The sequence below is a fragment of the Ruminococcus sp. Marseille-P328 genome, from assembly GCF_964249465.1.
GTDB classification, from domain to species: domain Bacteria; phylum Bacillota; class Clostridia; order Lachnospirales; family Lachnospiraceae; genus Blautia_A; species Blautia_A faecis.
Genome location: NZ_CAXUBQ010000003.1, coordinates 198,040 through 215,285 on the forward strand (window position 1 = coordinate 198,040; position 17,246 = coordinate 215,285).

Genomic DNA, 17,246 nt, shown 5'->3' on the forward strand with positions numbered 1-17,246 from the left:
TAGTATAAATTCCAGCAAGAATTTTTCATTTAGGCGCACTCTTGACTGTATCTGTTTTTCTTATGATACCTTATAATCGTTGCTATTCATTTCGTTCATAGCAACATACTTTACAAAACACAGGAATACTACATTCCAGATTAATGAATTATTTCTTCAGCCCTGTAGTCACCTTACAGTTGGTAACCTTCAGACTTCCCTCAGAAGCAAACAGAGATAAACTTTCCCCTGGTCTCTTGTATGCTCGTGCATTCAAAGCCACACCATCCACATAAATGGTAGCAATTGTATCATCCACGATCATACGGATATTATATTTCCTTCCCGGAATCAGTTCGATTGGTCTTTCCAGTCCGATGTTCTGATTTGCAGGCCATGGCCAGTTCGGTTTCTTCTCGAATACATAACGGTTCTCTGTAGTATTAAATACAAACTGGTAAGATTCTGCTTTATCCTCGTCCTCATAAAATCTCACGCCAAATGTTCTTGTGCCTTCTGAGAACTCCACATCTGCCTCAAATTTGAAAATGTCACCAGTATTTCTTCCAACAACAACTTCAGAGCTCTTAGTTGGTGTATCGATTACGAAATCATCCTTCTTTTCCTCTTTGTCAAAAGCATTCCATACTGTTTCCGGGATTCTTACACCAAGAGTACCATCCTCTTTCTGGTATACCTCATGTGCCATGAAGGTTCCTCCCCAGATAAAGTTTTCATCGTCATCATCTTTGTCTTTCGTTGCAACCCAGCCAAACAGAATTCTCTGTCCATTCAGTTCAAAAGTACGTCCTGCATAATAAGCTCTGCCGTCAAATGCATCATCCTTTGGTGCAATCCATGGACCATTCAGGCTCTTGCTCATACGATAAACCATTTTGCTTCTGTCACTGTATTCTGTCACAATATGATACCACCAGTCACCGATTTTAAACAGGTCTGGCATTTCATGCATGGTATAAAGGTCCGGTGCCCAGAAATCACCTTCAAACTTCCAGTTTTTCAGATCCTTGGAAGTAAATTTAACAGTTCTTCCTGTCTGTCTTGTTTTTGGACCCTGCAATCTTGTTCCAAGAACCAGTAAGTACTGGTCGTTTTCCTCGTCACGAATCACCCATGGATCTCTCCAGTCATCTGAATCATAGCCTTCCTGTGGTGTAAAGGTAAGAGCATCCTGAGTTTTGTGCCAGGTAATCAAATCATCACTATATGCATGCATCAGTACCTGAGATGGTTTTCCAAGTGCTGAGTAATCACGATTGTAACCAGTGTAGAAAATATGATACTGTCCTTCTGCTTCAAAAACACTTCCTGCGAAAATAAACTGATCCTGCTCTTCATCGGTTCCTCTTGGAATTGCCACACCACAGTCTTCGTAGTGAACAAAATCAGAGGTTGTTGCTAAATCCCAGCCAAATGGCTCTCCAAATGGTCCCGGTTTTCTGGTATCTCTCTGATGATATAAATAAAATTTATCTCCATGGCCAAATGGCATACAATCGCCGAACCAGGTTCCCGGAAACTGATAGTATAATTTCTGCATAATAAGATATTCTCCTTTTCTTTACAGGCATTCATATATCGAATGCCTGTCCCATATGGTAAAAAGTCCTTTTATCAATTAATTATCCTTTTACTGCGCCTCCCACTGTAAGAGAGTTTTCAATTTTGTCACTGAAGCACAGGTACAAAATAATTGTAGGTATACTGGCAATCATCATTGCCGCACCCATAGCTCCCCAGCTGGTACTGTGCTGTCCCACAAAGGTTGCGAGTCCTGCCGGCAAAGTTTTCAGCTCATTGCTGGAAATCATAACCGTTGGAAGAATATACTCATTCCATATTCCCAGTGTGGCAAATAAAGCGCCTGAAGTGATTGCAGGTTTTACCAGTGGAAGCATGATTGAAAAAAAGGTTTTATAAATACTTGCTCCATCAATTACCGCTGCCTCTTCCAGTTCAGCAGGCAAAGCCCGAAAAGAGGATGAAATTATCATAAACGGAAATGCCAGATTAAAAGCAATATACGGCAAAATCAACGCCCAATGAGTATTTGCAAGTCCCATGTTTTTGATAAGAACAGAAAGAGGAATCAGGCTGACCTGCAAAGGGATAAAAAGGCCGATTGAAATAAACATGGAGGCTGCTCCCTTTAACTTCCACTTCATTCTTGCTACTGCATAGGAAAATGGCAAAATCAGAATAAAAACACCAACCAACGCAATGGCAGTAGTTAGCAGACTGTTCTTAAAATATGTCATAATATCAAAGGTTGTAATTGCCTTTATATAGTTGCTCCATTGCGGATGCAAAGGAAGCCCAAAAGGATTTGAATAGAATATTTCATCGTTTGTTTTCAGCGAATAACATGTCAGATATAATAGCGGGTATATGCTAAGGCAGGCAAATATCAATAATATAATTGTTTGTACCCAGGCCTTGTGAGATCTTACTTTGATTCTTTCCATCATTCATTTTCCTTCTTGCTCATAAGCATGTTAATAACTGCAATCGAAGCCAGACACATAAGCATTAGCGATACTGCTGAAGTACAGCCATATCCATATTTTCTAAGTTTGAATGCACTGCGGAATGTCATATAAGTCAGGCTGTATGTAGCAGTTCCAGGACCACCTTGAGTAAGCAGCTGCATCTGCGAATAAATATTAAATCCACCTGTCACAGCAAAGATCAGACAGTTTCTCAGCGTATCTCTCAGCATAGGCAAAATAATGTAAAAATTTGTCTGCCATCTGGTAGCACCATCAATACGACTGGCTTCAATATAATCTGTTGGAATAGAATTTGCCGCTGAATAAATAATTACAAATTGATATCCCATATACTGCCATGCATTTACAAATGCCACGACCAAAATCGCCACATGCTTGTCTGACAGCCATTGCTGCTGGAAATCAAGACCTAATGCAGAGAAAATCTGATTGATCAGTCCAATTTCCGGATTTAATATGGAGGACCACAGCTGACACACTACTGTTACTGACAAAACAACTGGTATGAATAAACTGCTACGAATAAATTTTCTACACTGAATCCTCTTATCCATAAGCACAAGTGTCAGAAACGTTCCAAGAATTACTTCAAAAACAATCAGAACTCCTGCAACAAGAAAACTGTTGCGGAAAGATGTCCAGAATATTCTGTCCTGAAAAAGTTTTATGTAGTTTGCAAGTCCGGTAAATGTTTTGGTCGTCAATCCATCCCAGTCAAAGAAACTCATGATTACAGTTTGAAAGACCGGATAAAAGGCTATCAGCCCAAAGAAGATCAGACAAGGCAGCGTAAAAATCATTATTGCTTTCTTATCTGCCATCACCTTATTCATATATATTCACCTCTGTCTATACTCTTAGTTTCCACCAACACTGTCTACGAGATCATCAATAGACACAATTACATCATCTGCATCCATTCCTGTAAGCATTTCCTGTAATAATTCTACAAAACTTGTGGCAAACTCGGCATTTTTCAAAGTGTGTGTCCATGCAGTCTGGAAATCCATGTTCTTTAATTCTTCTGCTTCTTTTTTTGCTAGTTCCGGAACCGGAGTATTCGGTTCAATAGAAGAATCTATATTAATTACAGTTGGAATTTTGGACTGATAGATATAATTTCCTTCTACAGTACCTTCTGCCAGAATTGAAGCAATATCGGCAACAAGCTCCGGATCCTCTGTATCAGAAGAAACAGCATATCCCTCATATGTAAAACCACCGGAAAATGCATAGTAATTATCCTGCTCTTTTCCAGCATCAGCCATAGGATAGGATTCAAAATATCCTACATCATCGCCCATTTTTTCTACTAAAGAAGAAATATCCCAGTCGCCGTTAATAAACATTGCTGCCTGACCTGATGTAAACAGATTCTGTGCTGTCTCATAGTCTGTAGATGTACATCCAGCCTGGAAGAATCCCTCATTTACAAGGTCAACCATTTTTTTAATGCCCTCTGCATATCCACTATCTGATGCATGAGCCTTTCCCTCTGATAAAGCCTTTAATCCAGCTGGATTTGATTTCAGCGCAAACATATCGAAAAATGCACCGCTCACAAAACCTTCCTTGGCAAAAAGAGCACATGGGATGATATCATCAGCTACCAGTTCTTTCGTTGCCTCAAGAAGTTCATCATAATTTTCCGGCACCTTAATGTTATTATCTTCGAATACCTTTTTATTGTAATAGAGCAGAATTGAAGAAGCTCCGGAGTCTGGGAAAATATATGTTTTTCCATCATCATAGACTTCCGTTCCCTTTGCAGATTCGGTCATTTTATCTGCATATCCGGTATCCTTTACATACTCAGCTACATCAAGTAAGCTGCCGCTTGCTGAAAGTGATTCCACATCTCCGGCATTTACATGTGCAATATCAGGCATGTCTCCTGTTGCGGCACGTGTCTTTAATGTCTGACCATCATCATTAGGATGTGCCTCAATTTCGAACGTTACATTCGGGTATTTCTCCTGAACTTTGCTGATTGCATAATCCAGAATCGGTTTCTCTGCTTCTGCATAATGTGCAAAAATTTTTAATTTCCGTTCAACATTCGTATCCGTTTCTGCATGCACATTTGCAAGTCCGTAGCAGCCAAGTCCAGACAATGTAAGGACTGCCGACATCATAAAACTGATTACTCTTTTTTTCATTTCTTAATCCTCCTTTTTGATTACCTGTTGTATTTGATGTCTCTATTATCTTTGATTTCATTGACAATTTCCTGTGTTTTATAGGTTTGTTTTTGTAAAAAACAGGCTTCTTTTCTTCATCTGGAAAAAACAGGCTTCTTTTTAGAAAAAACAGGCATTTCTTTTGTTCAGCTTTAACTCTCCATACGATAATGTTATAATTCATTACAGGTTTACAGTACATGAATTCCTAAAATTATTTTGTACTTATCCTATATTGTAAGATTACTTTATTTCGGAAATGGAGGAGAAATCATGTCTGCAAAACGGTTTTCATTACCTGACTTTACATTGAAAAAGAAACTGATTCTTATCATCATGTTTCTTGTATTGTTGCAAAACATTGTTTTACTTATTTTCGCCAATTACCAGTTTTCGCAAAAAGAGCTGAAAAGTTCTGTAGAACATATTCAAAATGAGTGTCATCTACTCCACAATGACCTGAATGCCCAATATCATAATGTCATTCTCTGTTCAAATGAATTGATCAGCACAATCAACCAAACACAAAGTTATTATTTTAGCAATCCGGCTAATTCCTACCTAAAGTCTGCATTTAATTATAACCTGCACTTATTTTCTTTTGTAGACTCTGTGGTTTATCTCACTGTAAATGATAAAATTGTCTGTGCCGGTACCGACAGGGAACCTGACCTCAGCAAAATTAAGGAAGAACTGCTTGATTATATTCCTTCAACCGGGGTTCCGCAGAATCAGTTTCTCACTATACAGAAGCGTACATATCTCGGAACCGATTCACCAGTTTTAACATTTTCAAAAAGAGTAATCAATATTAATACTGGAAAAACACTTGGTTATTTATTTTTAAACACAAAAGCTGCTACTATTTCTTCCTTGTTTGACAATTTAAATCAAAGCTATTATATAATCAATTCCAAACAGGGAATTGTGGTTTCCAATTCAGGGAGCACTGCTTTGTGTCAGGCAGATCCTGACAGTTATTCTTTTATATATAGTGCTAAAACCGGTTCCCAGGTTATAAACATAGACAAAGAAAAGCACATGTTGACTTGGACTCCCACAGGTTTTCTTGATTATATTCTGGTCAATGAAACTCCACTAGAAAACCTCAGATCCACTTTTGCCATAAATATGTTTTTACTGGTTCTTATCCTGATGTTAAGCACTATCACTATTATTTTTCTGATTTCCGCTTTTACCAGACTTATTACAAACCCTTTGGAATATCTTTCTGAAAGAATGCAGCACGTTGAACTTGGAGATTTAAAAGTTCGCTCTAGACTTAAGCAAAACGATGAAATCGGAGATATATCCAATAATTTTAATAACATGGTTCAGGAACTGGAAAAACTGACTGCACAGATCAAGCAGGATGAGCGTCAGAAACGAAAATATGAACTGTCCTTAATGCAGGCTCAGATCAATCCCCATTTCTTTTACAACGTATTGGATTTGATTTATATTTCCTGCTATCAAAAACAGGAAAAACAGGCAGCCACTGTAACAAAATATCTTGCAGATTATTATCGTTGCGTGCTCAGTAATGGAAAAGAACTGATTCCAATTCGGGAAGAATTCCGTATGTTGCAAAATTATCTGCTCATTCAGAGATACCGTTATGCTACTATTTTGGATTTCCAGATAGAAGCAGAACCAGAGGCAGAAAACTACATAATCCCCAAAATGACCTTACAGCCTCTTGTAGAAAATTCTTTATATCATGGAATAAAAGAAAAAACATCTCCTGGAATTATCAAGATTATCTCCAGAGTACGGACTGACCATATTACTTTATGTGTTTGTGATAACGGAGTAGGAATGGAACAGGCAAAACTTCGTGGTTATCTGAGTTCTTCTGAAGCAGAAAATCATTTCGGACTGAAAAGTGTTTACAACCGACTTTTCCTTTACTACAATAACAAATGCAAATTTCGGATTTTCAGTCAAAAAGATACCGGTACAGCTGTTGTCATCTGTATACCAAAGAATTGGGAGGAATTATGATACGTGTATTAATAGCTGACGATGAACTATATTTTCGTAATTACATGCTTACTGCCGTAGACTGGCATTCCCTTGGTTTCCAGGTCTGCTGCTTAGCTCAGAACGGAGAAGAAGTTCTTTCTGAGCTTTCAAAAAATACTATTAATATTGTTTTTCTGGACATTAATATGCCCCATATCAATGGAATAACACTGGCAGAAAAAATCAAGAAAGAATATCCCCATATTATGATTGTATTTATAACCGGATATTCCGATTTCTCATTTACCAGAAAGGCAATACAACTCCAGGTTGAAGACTATATGCTAAAGCCAATATCTCCGGATGAACTCTCTGAGCTTCTTCAAACTCTGAAACAAAAATATAAACAGAAGCAGCAGGAAACTATTCGCAAAAAGAAATTGCATGACTTTACCCTGGATAATTATATGTATTCTCTTCTTTCCTTCTCAAAAGAACCATCTGAATCTGATGATGGTGCAAAATATCTTTTTGACCAATGGAAAGTATCAAATATTTTTCAGATTGCCATAGTAGAATTTAATTATATCTCCTGCCAGGAGCTTAATAAATTAAATTTATCTCTTCTCAAATTCAGTGTAAAAAACTGCCTGGATGAATTGATAAATTCAACAGTTAACTATTACTCTTTCCAGGATACTTATAATAACATTGTTTATCTTTTTAATTTTCAGACACAAAAAAGAGCGGAGAATTTTTCCTTTGATTTTATGAAAACCGTCAAAACATTCATTCAAAAATGGTTTTCTATAGACCTTGCTTTCGGAATTGGAACCATTGCAGAAGATCCTGGTCAGATAGCGGACAGCTACCAAAAGGCTTTACTTGCTTTACAATATAAGACATCTCAGGACAGTCCCATTTACCGCTATAACAATAATAATCACATATTTTCACCACGTTTTGCTGGTTTGGATATTTACAACCGCTTTCTTATGGCATTGCGTCAGACATCATTGGAGGATGCGAAAGAGGTACTGCTGGAAATCGAACAGCAGGTTTTGCTGCAGAATTCTGATATGTATACTGCTCAGCTTCTATTATCTCCGCTTTTTTCCATCATTCTTTCTTTTCTTTCGGAAAAAGAAATTAACATCAATGATGTGCTAGATAATGATCCTGTTTTATATCCAAATATTTTTCTGAAATCCTCAGCACATGACAGCTGTGATCTGTTGTTTCACATATGTCAGAAAGCGATTCTGCTTTCTGGCAATTCCAAGCCTTCACGTGCATCGGAAATAATTCATCTGGTTCAGGATTATATTCAGCAGCATTATATGGACGAGGAGTTATCAGTGAAGCAAATTTCGGAAAATGTTGTTCTGGATGCCAGCTATATTCGGAAAATATTCAACAAATATATGAAATGCACCATTACAGATTATATACTTTCAGTCCGAATGGAACATGCCAGACGATTACTGGAACAGGGAAATACCAGTATTACAGAAGTGTCTTCTCTTGTCGGCTATAAAGATTCCGGTTACTTCAGCAAAGTATTCAAGAAATATTATGGAATCTCCCCTAAGCTCTGCCGATAGTCAAACAATGAAATTAACATTGTTACAGGCACCTGGACGACATCCGCCTTCCACTGCAGTTATCAAATATCCATGCGTACATGGTATCATAATTTATAGCCCACAAAACTGGGGCTGTCGCACTGATAATGTGTGTGACAGCCCCTCTCCTGTTATAAATATCCTCTATAAATACTGACTGAATTCAACCTTCTCTTTGTTCGGTCCTTCAATAGTGAAAAACTTTACTCCGTTTTCCCAGAATGGTAAAAAGTGAATACTGTCCTGTGTCGTATTCAAACCAGCTTCGTTAATGTACTGATAGATTTCTTCGATGTCCTTAACATCAAGTGCAACATGATCAATTGCACCAGCCCGAAGGACTGCTGCGTGATTCTCATAGGTTTCCACAACCAGAGTTCCAAGCTTCAGAAATACAACCTTCTCGTCTGCTTCTTTATTGACCGTTTCAAAAGCGGTTTCAAAACCCAGTTTATGGTAAAAATCTACAGTTTTATCAATATCGTTTGTTGGAATTCCAATATGCTGGACACCGGTTGAATAATTTTTCAAATCCATTTTCGATCTCCTCCTTTGTGGTCTGAATGTTTTAATCTGTTTAGAAATTTATTTTGCCAAACAGCTTTTTTACAATATATGCACAAATTTTCTTATTTGTCAAGATTGTAGATCATCATTCCAACATACTGTTTATTGTTCAAAAACCAAAATCCGCATAATCCTCTGGCAGAAATCTATGATAAATAAAGTGGAATCCCTCATCCTTAAAGCAGTAATAATAGGTATCATCTGGCTTATCCAGAAAGCGGATATAGAAATCAAATTCTCCATTGTCCATTTCCTGACACTCTGTTTTTTCCCAGTAAGAAGCAAACAGGTCAAGTAATTTCACCTTCGTGCAGTTATGCTTCTGAACCAGTTCGATGAGTACTTTGATGAATTCATTCTCTTTCATATTTTCATGTACATAAATGCTTCCAGGTTCCGGAATATAGAAACAGAATCTGTCCCCTTTATGAGACACCTCCACATCTCCCAGTTTGGAAGTCAATTCTTCCGGCAGGTTCTGGAGACGGGCCGCCATTTCATCTGCACTGTCCTGCGCCAGGAAGAAATGATTCAGGGAAGACAGCGGATAATATAAGTGAATCTTCTCTTCTTTAAATCCCAGCTTCGCCTGTTCCTCTTTTATTACATCTATTAAACTGTTTTCCAGCTTTTCAAATCCAGTCATAAGTTCTCCTATTTCCACTAAAAAGCAGTCTTACATCCCATTCTTTCAGCTGGATGCTTCCTCTGCTTTTTCAATCAGTTGACATTTTTCTTCTGTTACGAGTATTTTCTTTGTTTTTTTATAACAAAATTCACAATTATATAATACTTCGTTTCAATATTTCATATTCTATCATACTTCCATGTTCGCCGCAACTTACTTTTTCACTTTATAAACCACATACTCATGACTGAAATGATATCCAAGTTTCTCTGCCAGTCCTACTGACATTTTGTTGGCTGCATCCCAGTTTGGATAAAGCCCGCGTTTGTCACACTCCAGAAGCAGCTGCGCTGCTCCGATATATGCCAGACCTTTTCTTCGATAATCTTCACGGGTTACTACCTCAATTTCAATTCCACCCTGACTGCCAGGATTCTCGTCGCTTCTTCCATAACCGGAATAAGAGGAAATTCCGGCGACTACTTCCCCGTCCTTTAAAATACAAACACCAAGTCCATACGCGCTATATTGGCTATAGCTTTCGTAGTTTGCTGTCAGATCCTTACTCCACTGTGTGTCTCTGCAAATTTCAAAAAGCTCCTGATTGATCAGTCTCATTTCGTACTCATTTGGCAGACTCTGAGCTACCTTCTGAAGCTGCTTTAAATCAAAAATCCCAGGTTCCTTTTTGATTGCATAGCGGACCGCTTTCTCTGCCTTCTCCCCGTAACACTCCACGATCATCTGCGCCCAGTCATCATTTTGAGGCACCAGAATCACTTCCCCTGACGCACTGTTTGCCAAAGCTCCGGAAATAACTTCTGATTCCGTTTTTCCACTCAGGAAGCAGAAATCCCCAAGCATGGCAACACCACTCTCCGGTTTTTCCAGAGAATCCACATAGATTTTTCCCATCACTCCCTGCAATGCGGACCAGACTACACTATCCTGCCAGCCTGCAAAAAGAGCACTGGCTCTGCCTGTTTCTAATAATTCATAAATCATATTCATCCCCCTTACGTAAATCAGGCGAGAGACCTTTGCCTCTCGCCATCTTTTCTTAATTCAATTATCTAAACTCACATGTCGGTGACATCACCCTATATGAAAGTCAGCTGTTCCACGCCTGCGAAACGCTTTAGGGTTCTATATATTTATCATTTGAAAAAGTGTATCCATTCTTATATTTTACTGTTAAATAGAATGTTTCTTTTCCATCTGTCACCTTTACAAAACAAACATTATTATCATCAAATTTGTCGGTAATGTCAATACTCTGATTATGAAAATAAACCCATACACTTCCATCTTCTTTATATTCTACATCCGGGGAATTAATTTCTTCCATAAGCTCTTCGGCTGTAAGGGCACGCTGAGTTCCGTCAGCATCTATAGATACTCCACCGCCACCGGTCTGCTGAAGTATGCCATCCTCATTATAGTATTCCATGGTATAAGTACCGTCATTGGAAACATCTAAGGTCGCCTGTGTCTGATCGCCATGGAGCCAGATCTGAACCGTGCGCTGGATGCCTCCAACATTCGCTGCATATGCAGTACCTGTTCCTCCAAGGATAATACAGCCTGCAATCACTGCAGCTGCAGTTTTCATTTTTGTTCTTTTCTGTAATTTTGCCATATTTTCAACCTCCTGTAATGAGCCCTTTGAAGTCTGCAATACGGAAAAAGCTTTTTTATATTTTTCACCATTCGTCATTTTCCCATTCCTCCTTTAAAGAATCCTTAAGCAGGGCTCTTCCCCTGGAAAGCCGAACCTTTACATTGCTTTCTGAAAGCTTCAGGATTTCGGCTATTTCCCTGACGAGATAATCTTCGTAATAAAACAAGTGAATCACAATGCGGTACTTGTCCGGAAGCTTCATTACCTCTTCAAACAAATCTCTTGACTGGGAATCTGGAAAAGAAAGAGTTTCCATATAATCCTCCAGAGAGCATTTATTTTTCTTCCAGAAAGTCCTGTTTATATTTTTCGCCTTATTGATAACCACACGAAGGAGCCATGCCCGGATGTGCTGCTCATTTTCAAATTCTTTTCTGCTGGTGTAATACTGAACAAACGTCTCCTGAACAGCATCCTCCGCATCCATCTGATTCTGACAGATATTAAACGCTGCGGTGAAAAGATTGTTCTGGTAGAGCTGGATCAGCTGTTGAACTGGTTGTCTCATGAGAACTCCTCTGGCTGCTGATCAGTATGAAAAGCAGCGGTCTGTTATTTTCTTGTATCGGGTACCTTCACTAATTATACAAATAAAGAGGGAGAAAGGTTACAAAAAATTTTAACTTTTCACATCCAATGAATTATGCTAAAATACAGCCAAAACATACTTTAAGGGGGCTTTTTCATGGAATTTCAGACACTTATTGAGAACAGAAGATCTGTGCGTAAGTACAGTTCCCATACAAATGTTACTAAAGAGCAGATCCAACAGCTTGTACAGGCCGCTTTGGAAGCGCCATCATGGAAGAATACAGAAACCGGTCGTTATTACTGTGTTTTATCAGAGGACATGAGTCAGAAGCTTCGTAAGGAATGCCTGTGTTACGCGAATAATGACGTAAAAACTGAGCATGCAGCTTTGATTGTCACCACCTTCGTACATAACCGTGCCGGTTTCCAAACAGACGGCACTCCTGATAATGAGATTGGAAATGGATGGGGCTGTTATGACCTTGGTCTTCAGAATGAAAACCTGATTCTGAAAGCTACAGAGCTTGGTCTTTCCACTCTGATCATGGGACTTCGGGATGGGGATAAAATTCGCGAAATGCTTTCTATTCCGGAAAGTGAAACCATTGTTTCCGTTATTGCTGTAGGAAAAGCTGATGAGGAGCCCAGCCGTCCGAGACGCAGAGAGTTGGAGGATGTATTGAAATTCTACTAATCTCTATTTTGACAGCTATATAATCCGACTTCACGAACCTAAAATGTCAGAAAACCCACGAGATTATCACTTTAATCTCTTTTTGGATTTTCTGACATTTTTACTTACATTTCTTTACTCTGTCACTTCAACTTTTTGAAACAAACCATCCTTAGACAAATCCATCCAATCCAGACAAATCTCTCTGAATGCACCTCTGTCCCAACCATCTACTCCTTCTGGAAGTGAATGGGAAAAGCGGTGATACGCAATCAGATATCTTCCCGTTTTCGGATCTTTTATCATGCCATGATGACCAGTCCCCAGAATATTTTTCTCAGTATTTTTATGTAAAATCGTTCCAAGAACCTTTACCGGACCTGTTGGTGAATCTGAAATTCCATAATTCACATGATAATCCTCACTTCTTGTATCATCGCATGACCATGTAAAATGGTACTTTCCCTGCTCATAAACTGCCATAAATGCCTCTCGGCAGTCAGCCTCTCCCTCATAAATAATATTTTTCATACTTCCTGAAACAATAGTGCGCATGTCATCTTCCAGTTCCATTACCGCTGGTGTTTTGGAATTTCCAAAGTAAAGATAGTTTCTGCCATCATGATCTGTTAAAACATACGGATCAATAACCTGATCCAAAGTTACTCCATTTTCCAGCTTTTCCATAGATAAAAACGGTTCTTCCACAGACAGATTTTCAAAAGGACCATATGGATGCTCTGCAACTGCTACACCTATATTTTTTTCAGCGCAATAATAAAGATAATATTTTCCGTTTTTATATCCCACTGTAGGTGCCCAAGCAAAGTCCTTTGCCCACTTTGAATTCCATGTTATATTAAAAATTTCTCCATGATCAGTCCAGTCCTTCAGATTATCTGAAGAAAAGCATTTAAAAGAAGCACCATGCCATTTATTTCCATCCGTAGTTGGATAAATATAATAACGTCCTTCAAAATAGCGAATATCTGGATCAGCATAATATCCTGAAATAATTGGATTACTCATATTTTCTCTCCTTTTAAAGCTCGATTTCATAGTTGCCGCCCTTCCAGACAGCTTTCTTTTCTCCATAGACAAAGTCTGCATTCGCGGCTCCCGGCAGTTCTGCACTAAATAAAACCTTGTTTCCATTTTTCTTCCAATTTAATTTAATTTCCCCCCATACAGTCATATAAGTCATTTCTGCATGAGTCATATTCTTTGGAATAAATGGCTTAATTTCTAAATGCACACCGCCATCTTTCTTTGGCTCCACTTTTCTTAAGCCACAGATTCCTTTTATAAACCATGGTCCCAGCGAACAAAGTGCAGGATGATTATGTGAATTCATTTCATTATGTACCAAATACTGCCATCTTTCCCATATAGTAGTTGCGCCCTTGGAAAGCATAAATTTCAGAGACGGATAATCTTCACGGCAAAAGAACTGATAAACAATATCATCTTTTTCAAGATCAGACAAACACTGATTGAGAATTCCAGATGTAAGGATTCCGGTTGGATACTGCACGGATCCTTTTGATTCAACCACCTGAAAAAGCATCTCCCGAATCACCTTTTCCCGAAATTTTTCCGGTACAATGTCAAATTCCAAAGCCATAGCACTTGGAGCAACAGCTAAGGTATCGCAGGTTCCATAATATCCGGTACCAAGTGGATTATCCATGCATTTGCCATAATATTCACGGTTAATCGCATCTTTCAGATCTATCAGTCTGTTTTTATACAATTCTTTTCCCTGTGTATCTTCCAACACATCGGCAAACAGGATCAGTGACTTATAAAAATCAGCTAGAAATGAATTGGCGATCATTAAATTGTTTGCAAATTCCAAAGCCAACCAATCATTATAAAAATCGTAAGGCAAAAGTCCATTTACCAGTGTAGACTGAAGGTATGCCTCATACTTTTGCAAAGTTGGGTAATTCTCTTCTACAAGTTCTTTGTCTCCTGTATACAGATAGGCATTTCGCAATGTCATATGATAGCCAACTTTCCAGATAAATGTATCTCTTGGCCATCCAGGTGCACCAGCCAAAGGCATGGAACCGTCCTTTTCCTGAGTATCCCGGATGTCATGAAACCATTTACGATAGAAATTAGTCAAATCAAAATGGAGCATTCCAAATTCAGAAGCCATACCTGCATCTGCCATCCATCCCTGACGCTCATCTCTCTGACAGCAATCGGTTGGAATAGAGTGCATATTACTGCGCATTGTCCATACCATTGCCTTAAAAATATTGTTAAAAGCTTCATCCGAGCAGGAAAACTCAGATATTTCCTGATTATCTGTATGTACAACTCTTCCGATAATCTGCTCTTCTTTTAATTCACCAGAAAGGCCAGTAATTTCAGCATAACGGAAACCATGATATGTAAATCTCGGTTCGTAATATTCTCCGCCTCCCTTGCAGGTATAAATATCTGTAGCCTTTGCAAATCGGAGATTTTCTACATTTAATGATCCATCTGGATAGAGTACTTCACCATGACGAATTTTTATAACCGTTCCCTCTTTTTCCTGTATAGAAAGACGTATCCAACCTGTAAAATTCTGTCCGAAATCAATAAGCCAGCAATCTTTCTGTTTCCAGATTTTTACTGGTTTCAACTCCTCTACCACACGAATTGCAGGTGTATAAGAATAAACAAGTTCCCCTAACGGCTCCTTCGCCAAATATGCATTTTTCCAATCTGCTGCATCAAAACCAGGAAGATTCCAGCCATCTTGTTCCTTTCTGGCATCATAATGCTCTCCGTCAAATACACTTGACATTTCAACAGGTGACATGCTGGTTTTCCAGGTTTCATCTGTTCCTATAATCACTTTTTTACCATTTTTAAATGTAAGATGCATCTCTGCAAACCCAACACACCGACCACGGTAAAAAGCCTCGCTGTAAACATCTTTTGCTCGCAGTTTTTCATCTAAAGGCCAATGTCCTCCCACCCATAATCCAAGAACATTTTCTCCATTTTTCAGCTGTTCTGTAACATTAACTGCCGTGTACTCTACTGTCTTTTCGTACACTGTATAAGACGGGAAAAGTACTCTGTCAGTAATCTTTTTTCCATTTATATAGCTTTCTACATATCCCAGACCTGTAAAATACAGAATCGCTTTTTCCGGTAATTCCTCATCTAACGCAAAGCTTTTCCGAAATACAGTTCCTCCGGTAATATACTGTGCTTTAAAATGATCCTGATCACTGATTCCCGTGGAAAATACTGCCTTTTCTTCTCCTGTTTCGCCATTTTCCAGCGTCCATCTTAAAATCCAATGATACTCTGAATTTTCCTTAAGTGGTTGGGGTAAAATATATTTTCTTTTCATTCCAGATACGATTTCACTGTCAAAAACAATATCATTTTCTTGCAAAATCTGAATCTGAAAGCTTTTCTGTGCTTCCATTTCACCAACCATTTTCCAAGACAATTCTGGTTGCAGCCTGTCAATCCCCACTGGATTTACCAAACCCTCACAATACAGTTTTCTCGCCATATTCCTCTCCTTTTTTAGTTTATATATATTTTTACTCTATTACATATTCTTTTTTCTGTATTCTCCAGGTGACATTCCAAAATATTTACTGAATACCCTGCTGAAGTAACTGGTTTCTTCAAATCCAGCTCTTTTTGCTATATCATCTATTTTTTCTTTTGAATTACTAAGCATCATCTCAGCCGCTTCCATTCTCACCTTCAAAATATAATCACTGTAATTAATCTCAAACTGTTTTTTAAAAAGACGGCTAATTTGATACTTACTGATAAAAAAATGCTTAGACAATGTAGTCAAAGAAATATCCTTTTCATAATTAGTATCAATATAATGACGAATTTTTCTAACTACATCTTCATCCATCTGTACATCCTTAGGCGGCAGATCCAAGCGCATACTTAACATTAATCTCAAAAACATGTTCTTTACCCCAGCTGCATCTACAGAACGAAAAGAATCCATCACAGCATTGCTTCTCAGCTTTTTCAATGTTTCTACAAAATCAGAATTCAATTGAATCAAAAAACCATAGCAAAAATCCTGAACATAATTCGGATGCACGTTTCCTCTTTTAAAAATAAAAAATAGCTTTTCTACTGCTTGTTTCATTTCCTGTATATTTCCGGTTTCAAAGCTTTTCTTCAGCTGTTCTGACAATTTCTCTGCTTCTGTTCCCTGATAATGAGTAAGATAACCACTCTCATAATAATAGGTCCCCGGATTATAAAAGCTCTGTCGCAAAGCCTCTATACTTTCTATAAATGCCTGTTGGAACTGTTCTTTTCCCAAATGAAATAACCCAAATCCAATCCTCATGTCCACATTTTTGTCTTTCTGCGAGTCGTAAAAGCATTCCCATTCCTTTTGATTTTTCACCTCATAAATCCGGATTTCCAGATCCTCTACATCTGCACTGCTGAGAAACTTTACAGATTGATAGCTATTTTTCTCCTCACTTTCAAACATAAACTTTGGAATATTTCCACTTTCACAACACACAATTCCATATCCCATTCTCTCCAGTTCTTCCGGTACATATTCTGTACCATCTGCTGTATCATCCATATATTTCTGAAAAGTTTGATAAATGCTTTTCTTCCGTATTTCCAAAATCTCACTGATATTTTGACCTAACACTTTTTTCACTTCCCGAATATCAATAGGTTTCAGAAGATATTCCCTAACTCCAAACTGCATACATCTTTTTGCATATTCAAATTCACTAAATGCACTCAGAATCATAACCCGATGTTCAAAAGTAAATTCCTGGAGTTTTTCCAACAGACAATCATGAGAAAATCTCACCACAATAAATGAAAACTGGATACTAGCTATACGTTATGTAGTGGTATACTTA

15 protein-coding genes are annotated in these 17,246 nt (G+C 38.2%); 3 read left to right on the forward strand and 12 right to left on the reverse strand.

Annotated elements, in window-relative coordinates; translation table 11 throughout:
* Positions 1 to 148: 148 nt before the first annotated feature.
* The 4 genes from ACESTK_RS03755 to ACESTK_RS03770 all read right to left on the reverse strand — a co-directional run bounded on the left by ACESTK_RS03755 (position 149) and on the right by ACESTK_RS03770 (position 4,669).
* Positions 149 to 1,540, reverse strand: coding sequence for a glycoside hydrolase family 32 protein (locus ACESTK_RS03755; protein WP_237963623.1), 1,392 nt, complete (start codon positions 1,538 to 1,540; stop codon positions 149 to 151).
* Positions 1,541 to 1,622: 82 nt separating this feature from the next.
* Complete coding sequence (locus ACESTK_RS03760; protein ID WP_195379561.1) at positions 1,623 to 2,468, reverse strand: carbohydrate ABC transporter permease; 846 nt, start codon at positions 2,466 to 2,468, stop codon at positions 1,623 to 1,625.
* Positions 2,465 to 3,343 carry a carbohydrate ABC transporter permease gene (locus ACESTK_RS03765; RefSeq protein ID WP_227200828.1) on the reverse strand — a complete coding sequence of 293 codons (879 nt, stop codon included), beginning with the start codon at positions 3,341 to 3,343 and terminating at the stop codon, positions 2,465 to 2,467. Before ACESTK_RS03765 ends, ACESTK_RS03760 begins: the two co-directional genes overlap by 4 nt.
* 24 nt (positions 3,344 to 3,367) lie before the next feature.
* Positions 3,368 to 4,669 (reverse strand): ABC transporter substrate-binding protein, encoded by a 1,302-nt coding sequence (locus ACESTK_RS03770; RefSeq protein WP_227200827.1) that lies wholly within the window; start codon positions 4,667 to 4,669, stop codon positions 3,368 to 3,370.
* 294 nt (positions 4,670 to 4,963) lie between these two features.
* On the opposite strand from ACESTK_RS03770, the gene ACESTK_RS03775 reads away from it, so the two are divergent.
* A complete protein-coding gene (locus ACESTK_RS03775) occupies positions 4,964 to 6,694 on the forward strand; it encodes a sensor histidine kinase (protein WP_347161091.1) in 1,731 nt (576 codons plus the stop codon).
* Positions 6,691 to 8,259 (forward strand): response regulator, encoded by a 1,569-nt coding sequence (locus ACESTK_RS03780; protein WP_373118739.1) that lies wholly within the window; start codon positions 6,691 to 6,693, stop codon positions 8,257 to 8,259. Before ACESTK_RS03775 ends, ACESTK_RS03780 begins: the two co-directional genes overlap by 4 nt.
* Before the next feature lie 165 nt (positions 8,260 to 8,424).
* Here ACESTK_RS03780 and ACESTK_RS03785 read toward each other — a convergent pair whose 3' ends face one another.
* From ACESTK_RS03785 to ACESTK_RS03805, 5 genes are all read right to left on the reverse strand, one after another.
* Entirely contained in the window at positions 8,425 to 8,817 is a 393-nt protein-coding gene (locus tag ACESTK_RS03785; RefSeq protein WP_195700185.1) for a VOC family protein, read from the reverse strand.
* 139 nt (positions 8,818 to 8,956) lie between these two features.
* Positions 8,957 to 9,493: a DUF3877 family protein gene (locus ACESTK_RS03790; protein ID WP_270413060.1), complete on the reverse strand. Its 537-nt coding sequence runs from the start codon at positions 9,491 to 9,493 to the stop codon at positions 8,957 to 8,959.
* Between the two features lie 195 nt (positions 9,494 to 9,688).
* Entirely contained in the window at positions 9,689 to 10,480 is a 792-nt protein-coding gene (locus tag ACESTK_RS03795) for a GNAT family N-acetyltransferase (RefSeq protein WP_270413059.1), read from the reverse strand.
* Positions 10,481 to 10,613: 133 nt separating this feature from the next.
* Positions 10,614 to 11,114: a hypothetical protein gene (locus ACESTK_RS03800; RefSeq protein ID WP_373118742.1), complete on the reverse strand. Its 501-nt coding sequence runs from the start codon at positions 11,112 to 11,114 to the stop codon at positions 10,614 to 10,616.
* 64 nt (positions 11,115 to 11,178) lie between these two features.
* Positions 11,179 to 11,664, reverse strand: coding sequence for an RNA polymerase sigma factor (locus tag ACESTK_RS03805; RefSeq protein ID WP_118577634.1), 486 nt, complete (start codon positions 11,662 to 11,664; stop codon positions 11,179 to 11,181).
* A 177-nt stretch (positions 11,665 to 11,841) separates the two neighbouring features.
* On the opposite strand from ACESTK_RS03805, the gene ACESTK_RS03810 reads away from it, so the two are divergent.
* On the forward strand, positions 11,842 to 12,381 hold the full coding sequence (locus ACESTK_RS03810; protein WP_373118745.1) for a nitroreductase family protein: 540 nt from the start codon (positions 11,842 to 11,844) through the stop codon (positions 12,379 to 12,381).
* 114 nt (positions 12,382 to 12,495) lie between these two features.
* Here ACESTK_RS03810 and ACESTK_RS03815 read toward each other — a convergent pair whose 3' ends face one another.
* From ACESTK_RS03815 to ACESTK_RS03825, 3 genes are read right to left on the reverse strand one after another with little or no spacing between them, the layout of a single operon-like run.
* Positions 12,496 to 13,389 carry a family 43 glycosylhydrolase gene (locus ACESTK_RS03815; RefSeq protein WP_187565246.1) on the reverse strand — a complete coding sequence of 298 codons (894 nt, stop codon included), beginning with the start codon at positions 13,387 to 13,389 and terminating at the stop codon, positions 12,496 to 12,498.
* A gap of 13 nt (positions 13,390 to 13,402) precedes the next feature.
* Positions 13,403 to 15,889 carry an alpha-L-rhamnosidase gene (locus ACESTK_RS03820; RefSeq protein WP_272066958.1) on the reverse strand — a complete coding sequence of 829 codons (2,487 nt, stop codon included), beginning with the start codon at positions 15,887 to 15,889 and terminating at the stop codon, positions 13,403 to 13,405.
* 39 nt (positions 15,890 to 15,928) lie between these two features.
* On the reverse strand, positions 15,929 to 17,026 hold the full coding sequence (locus tag ACESTK_RS03825) for a helix-turn-helix transcriptional regulator (RefSeq protein ID WP_373118749.1): 1,098 nt from the start codon (positions 17,024 to 17,026) through the stop codon (positions 15,929 to 15,931).
* Positions 17,027 to 17,246: the final 220 nt, after the last annotated feature.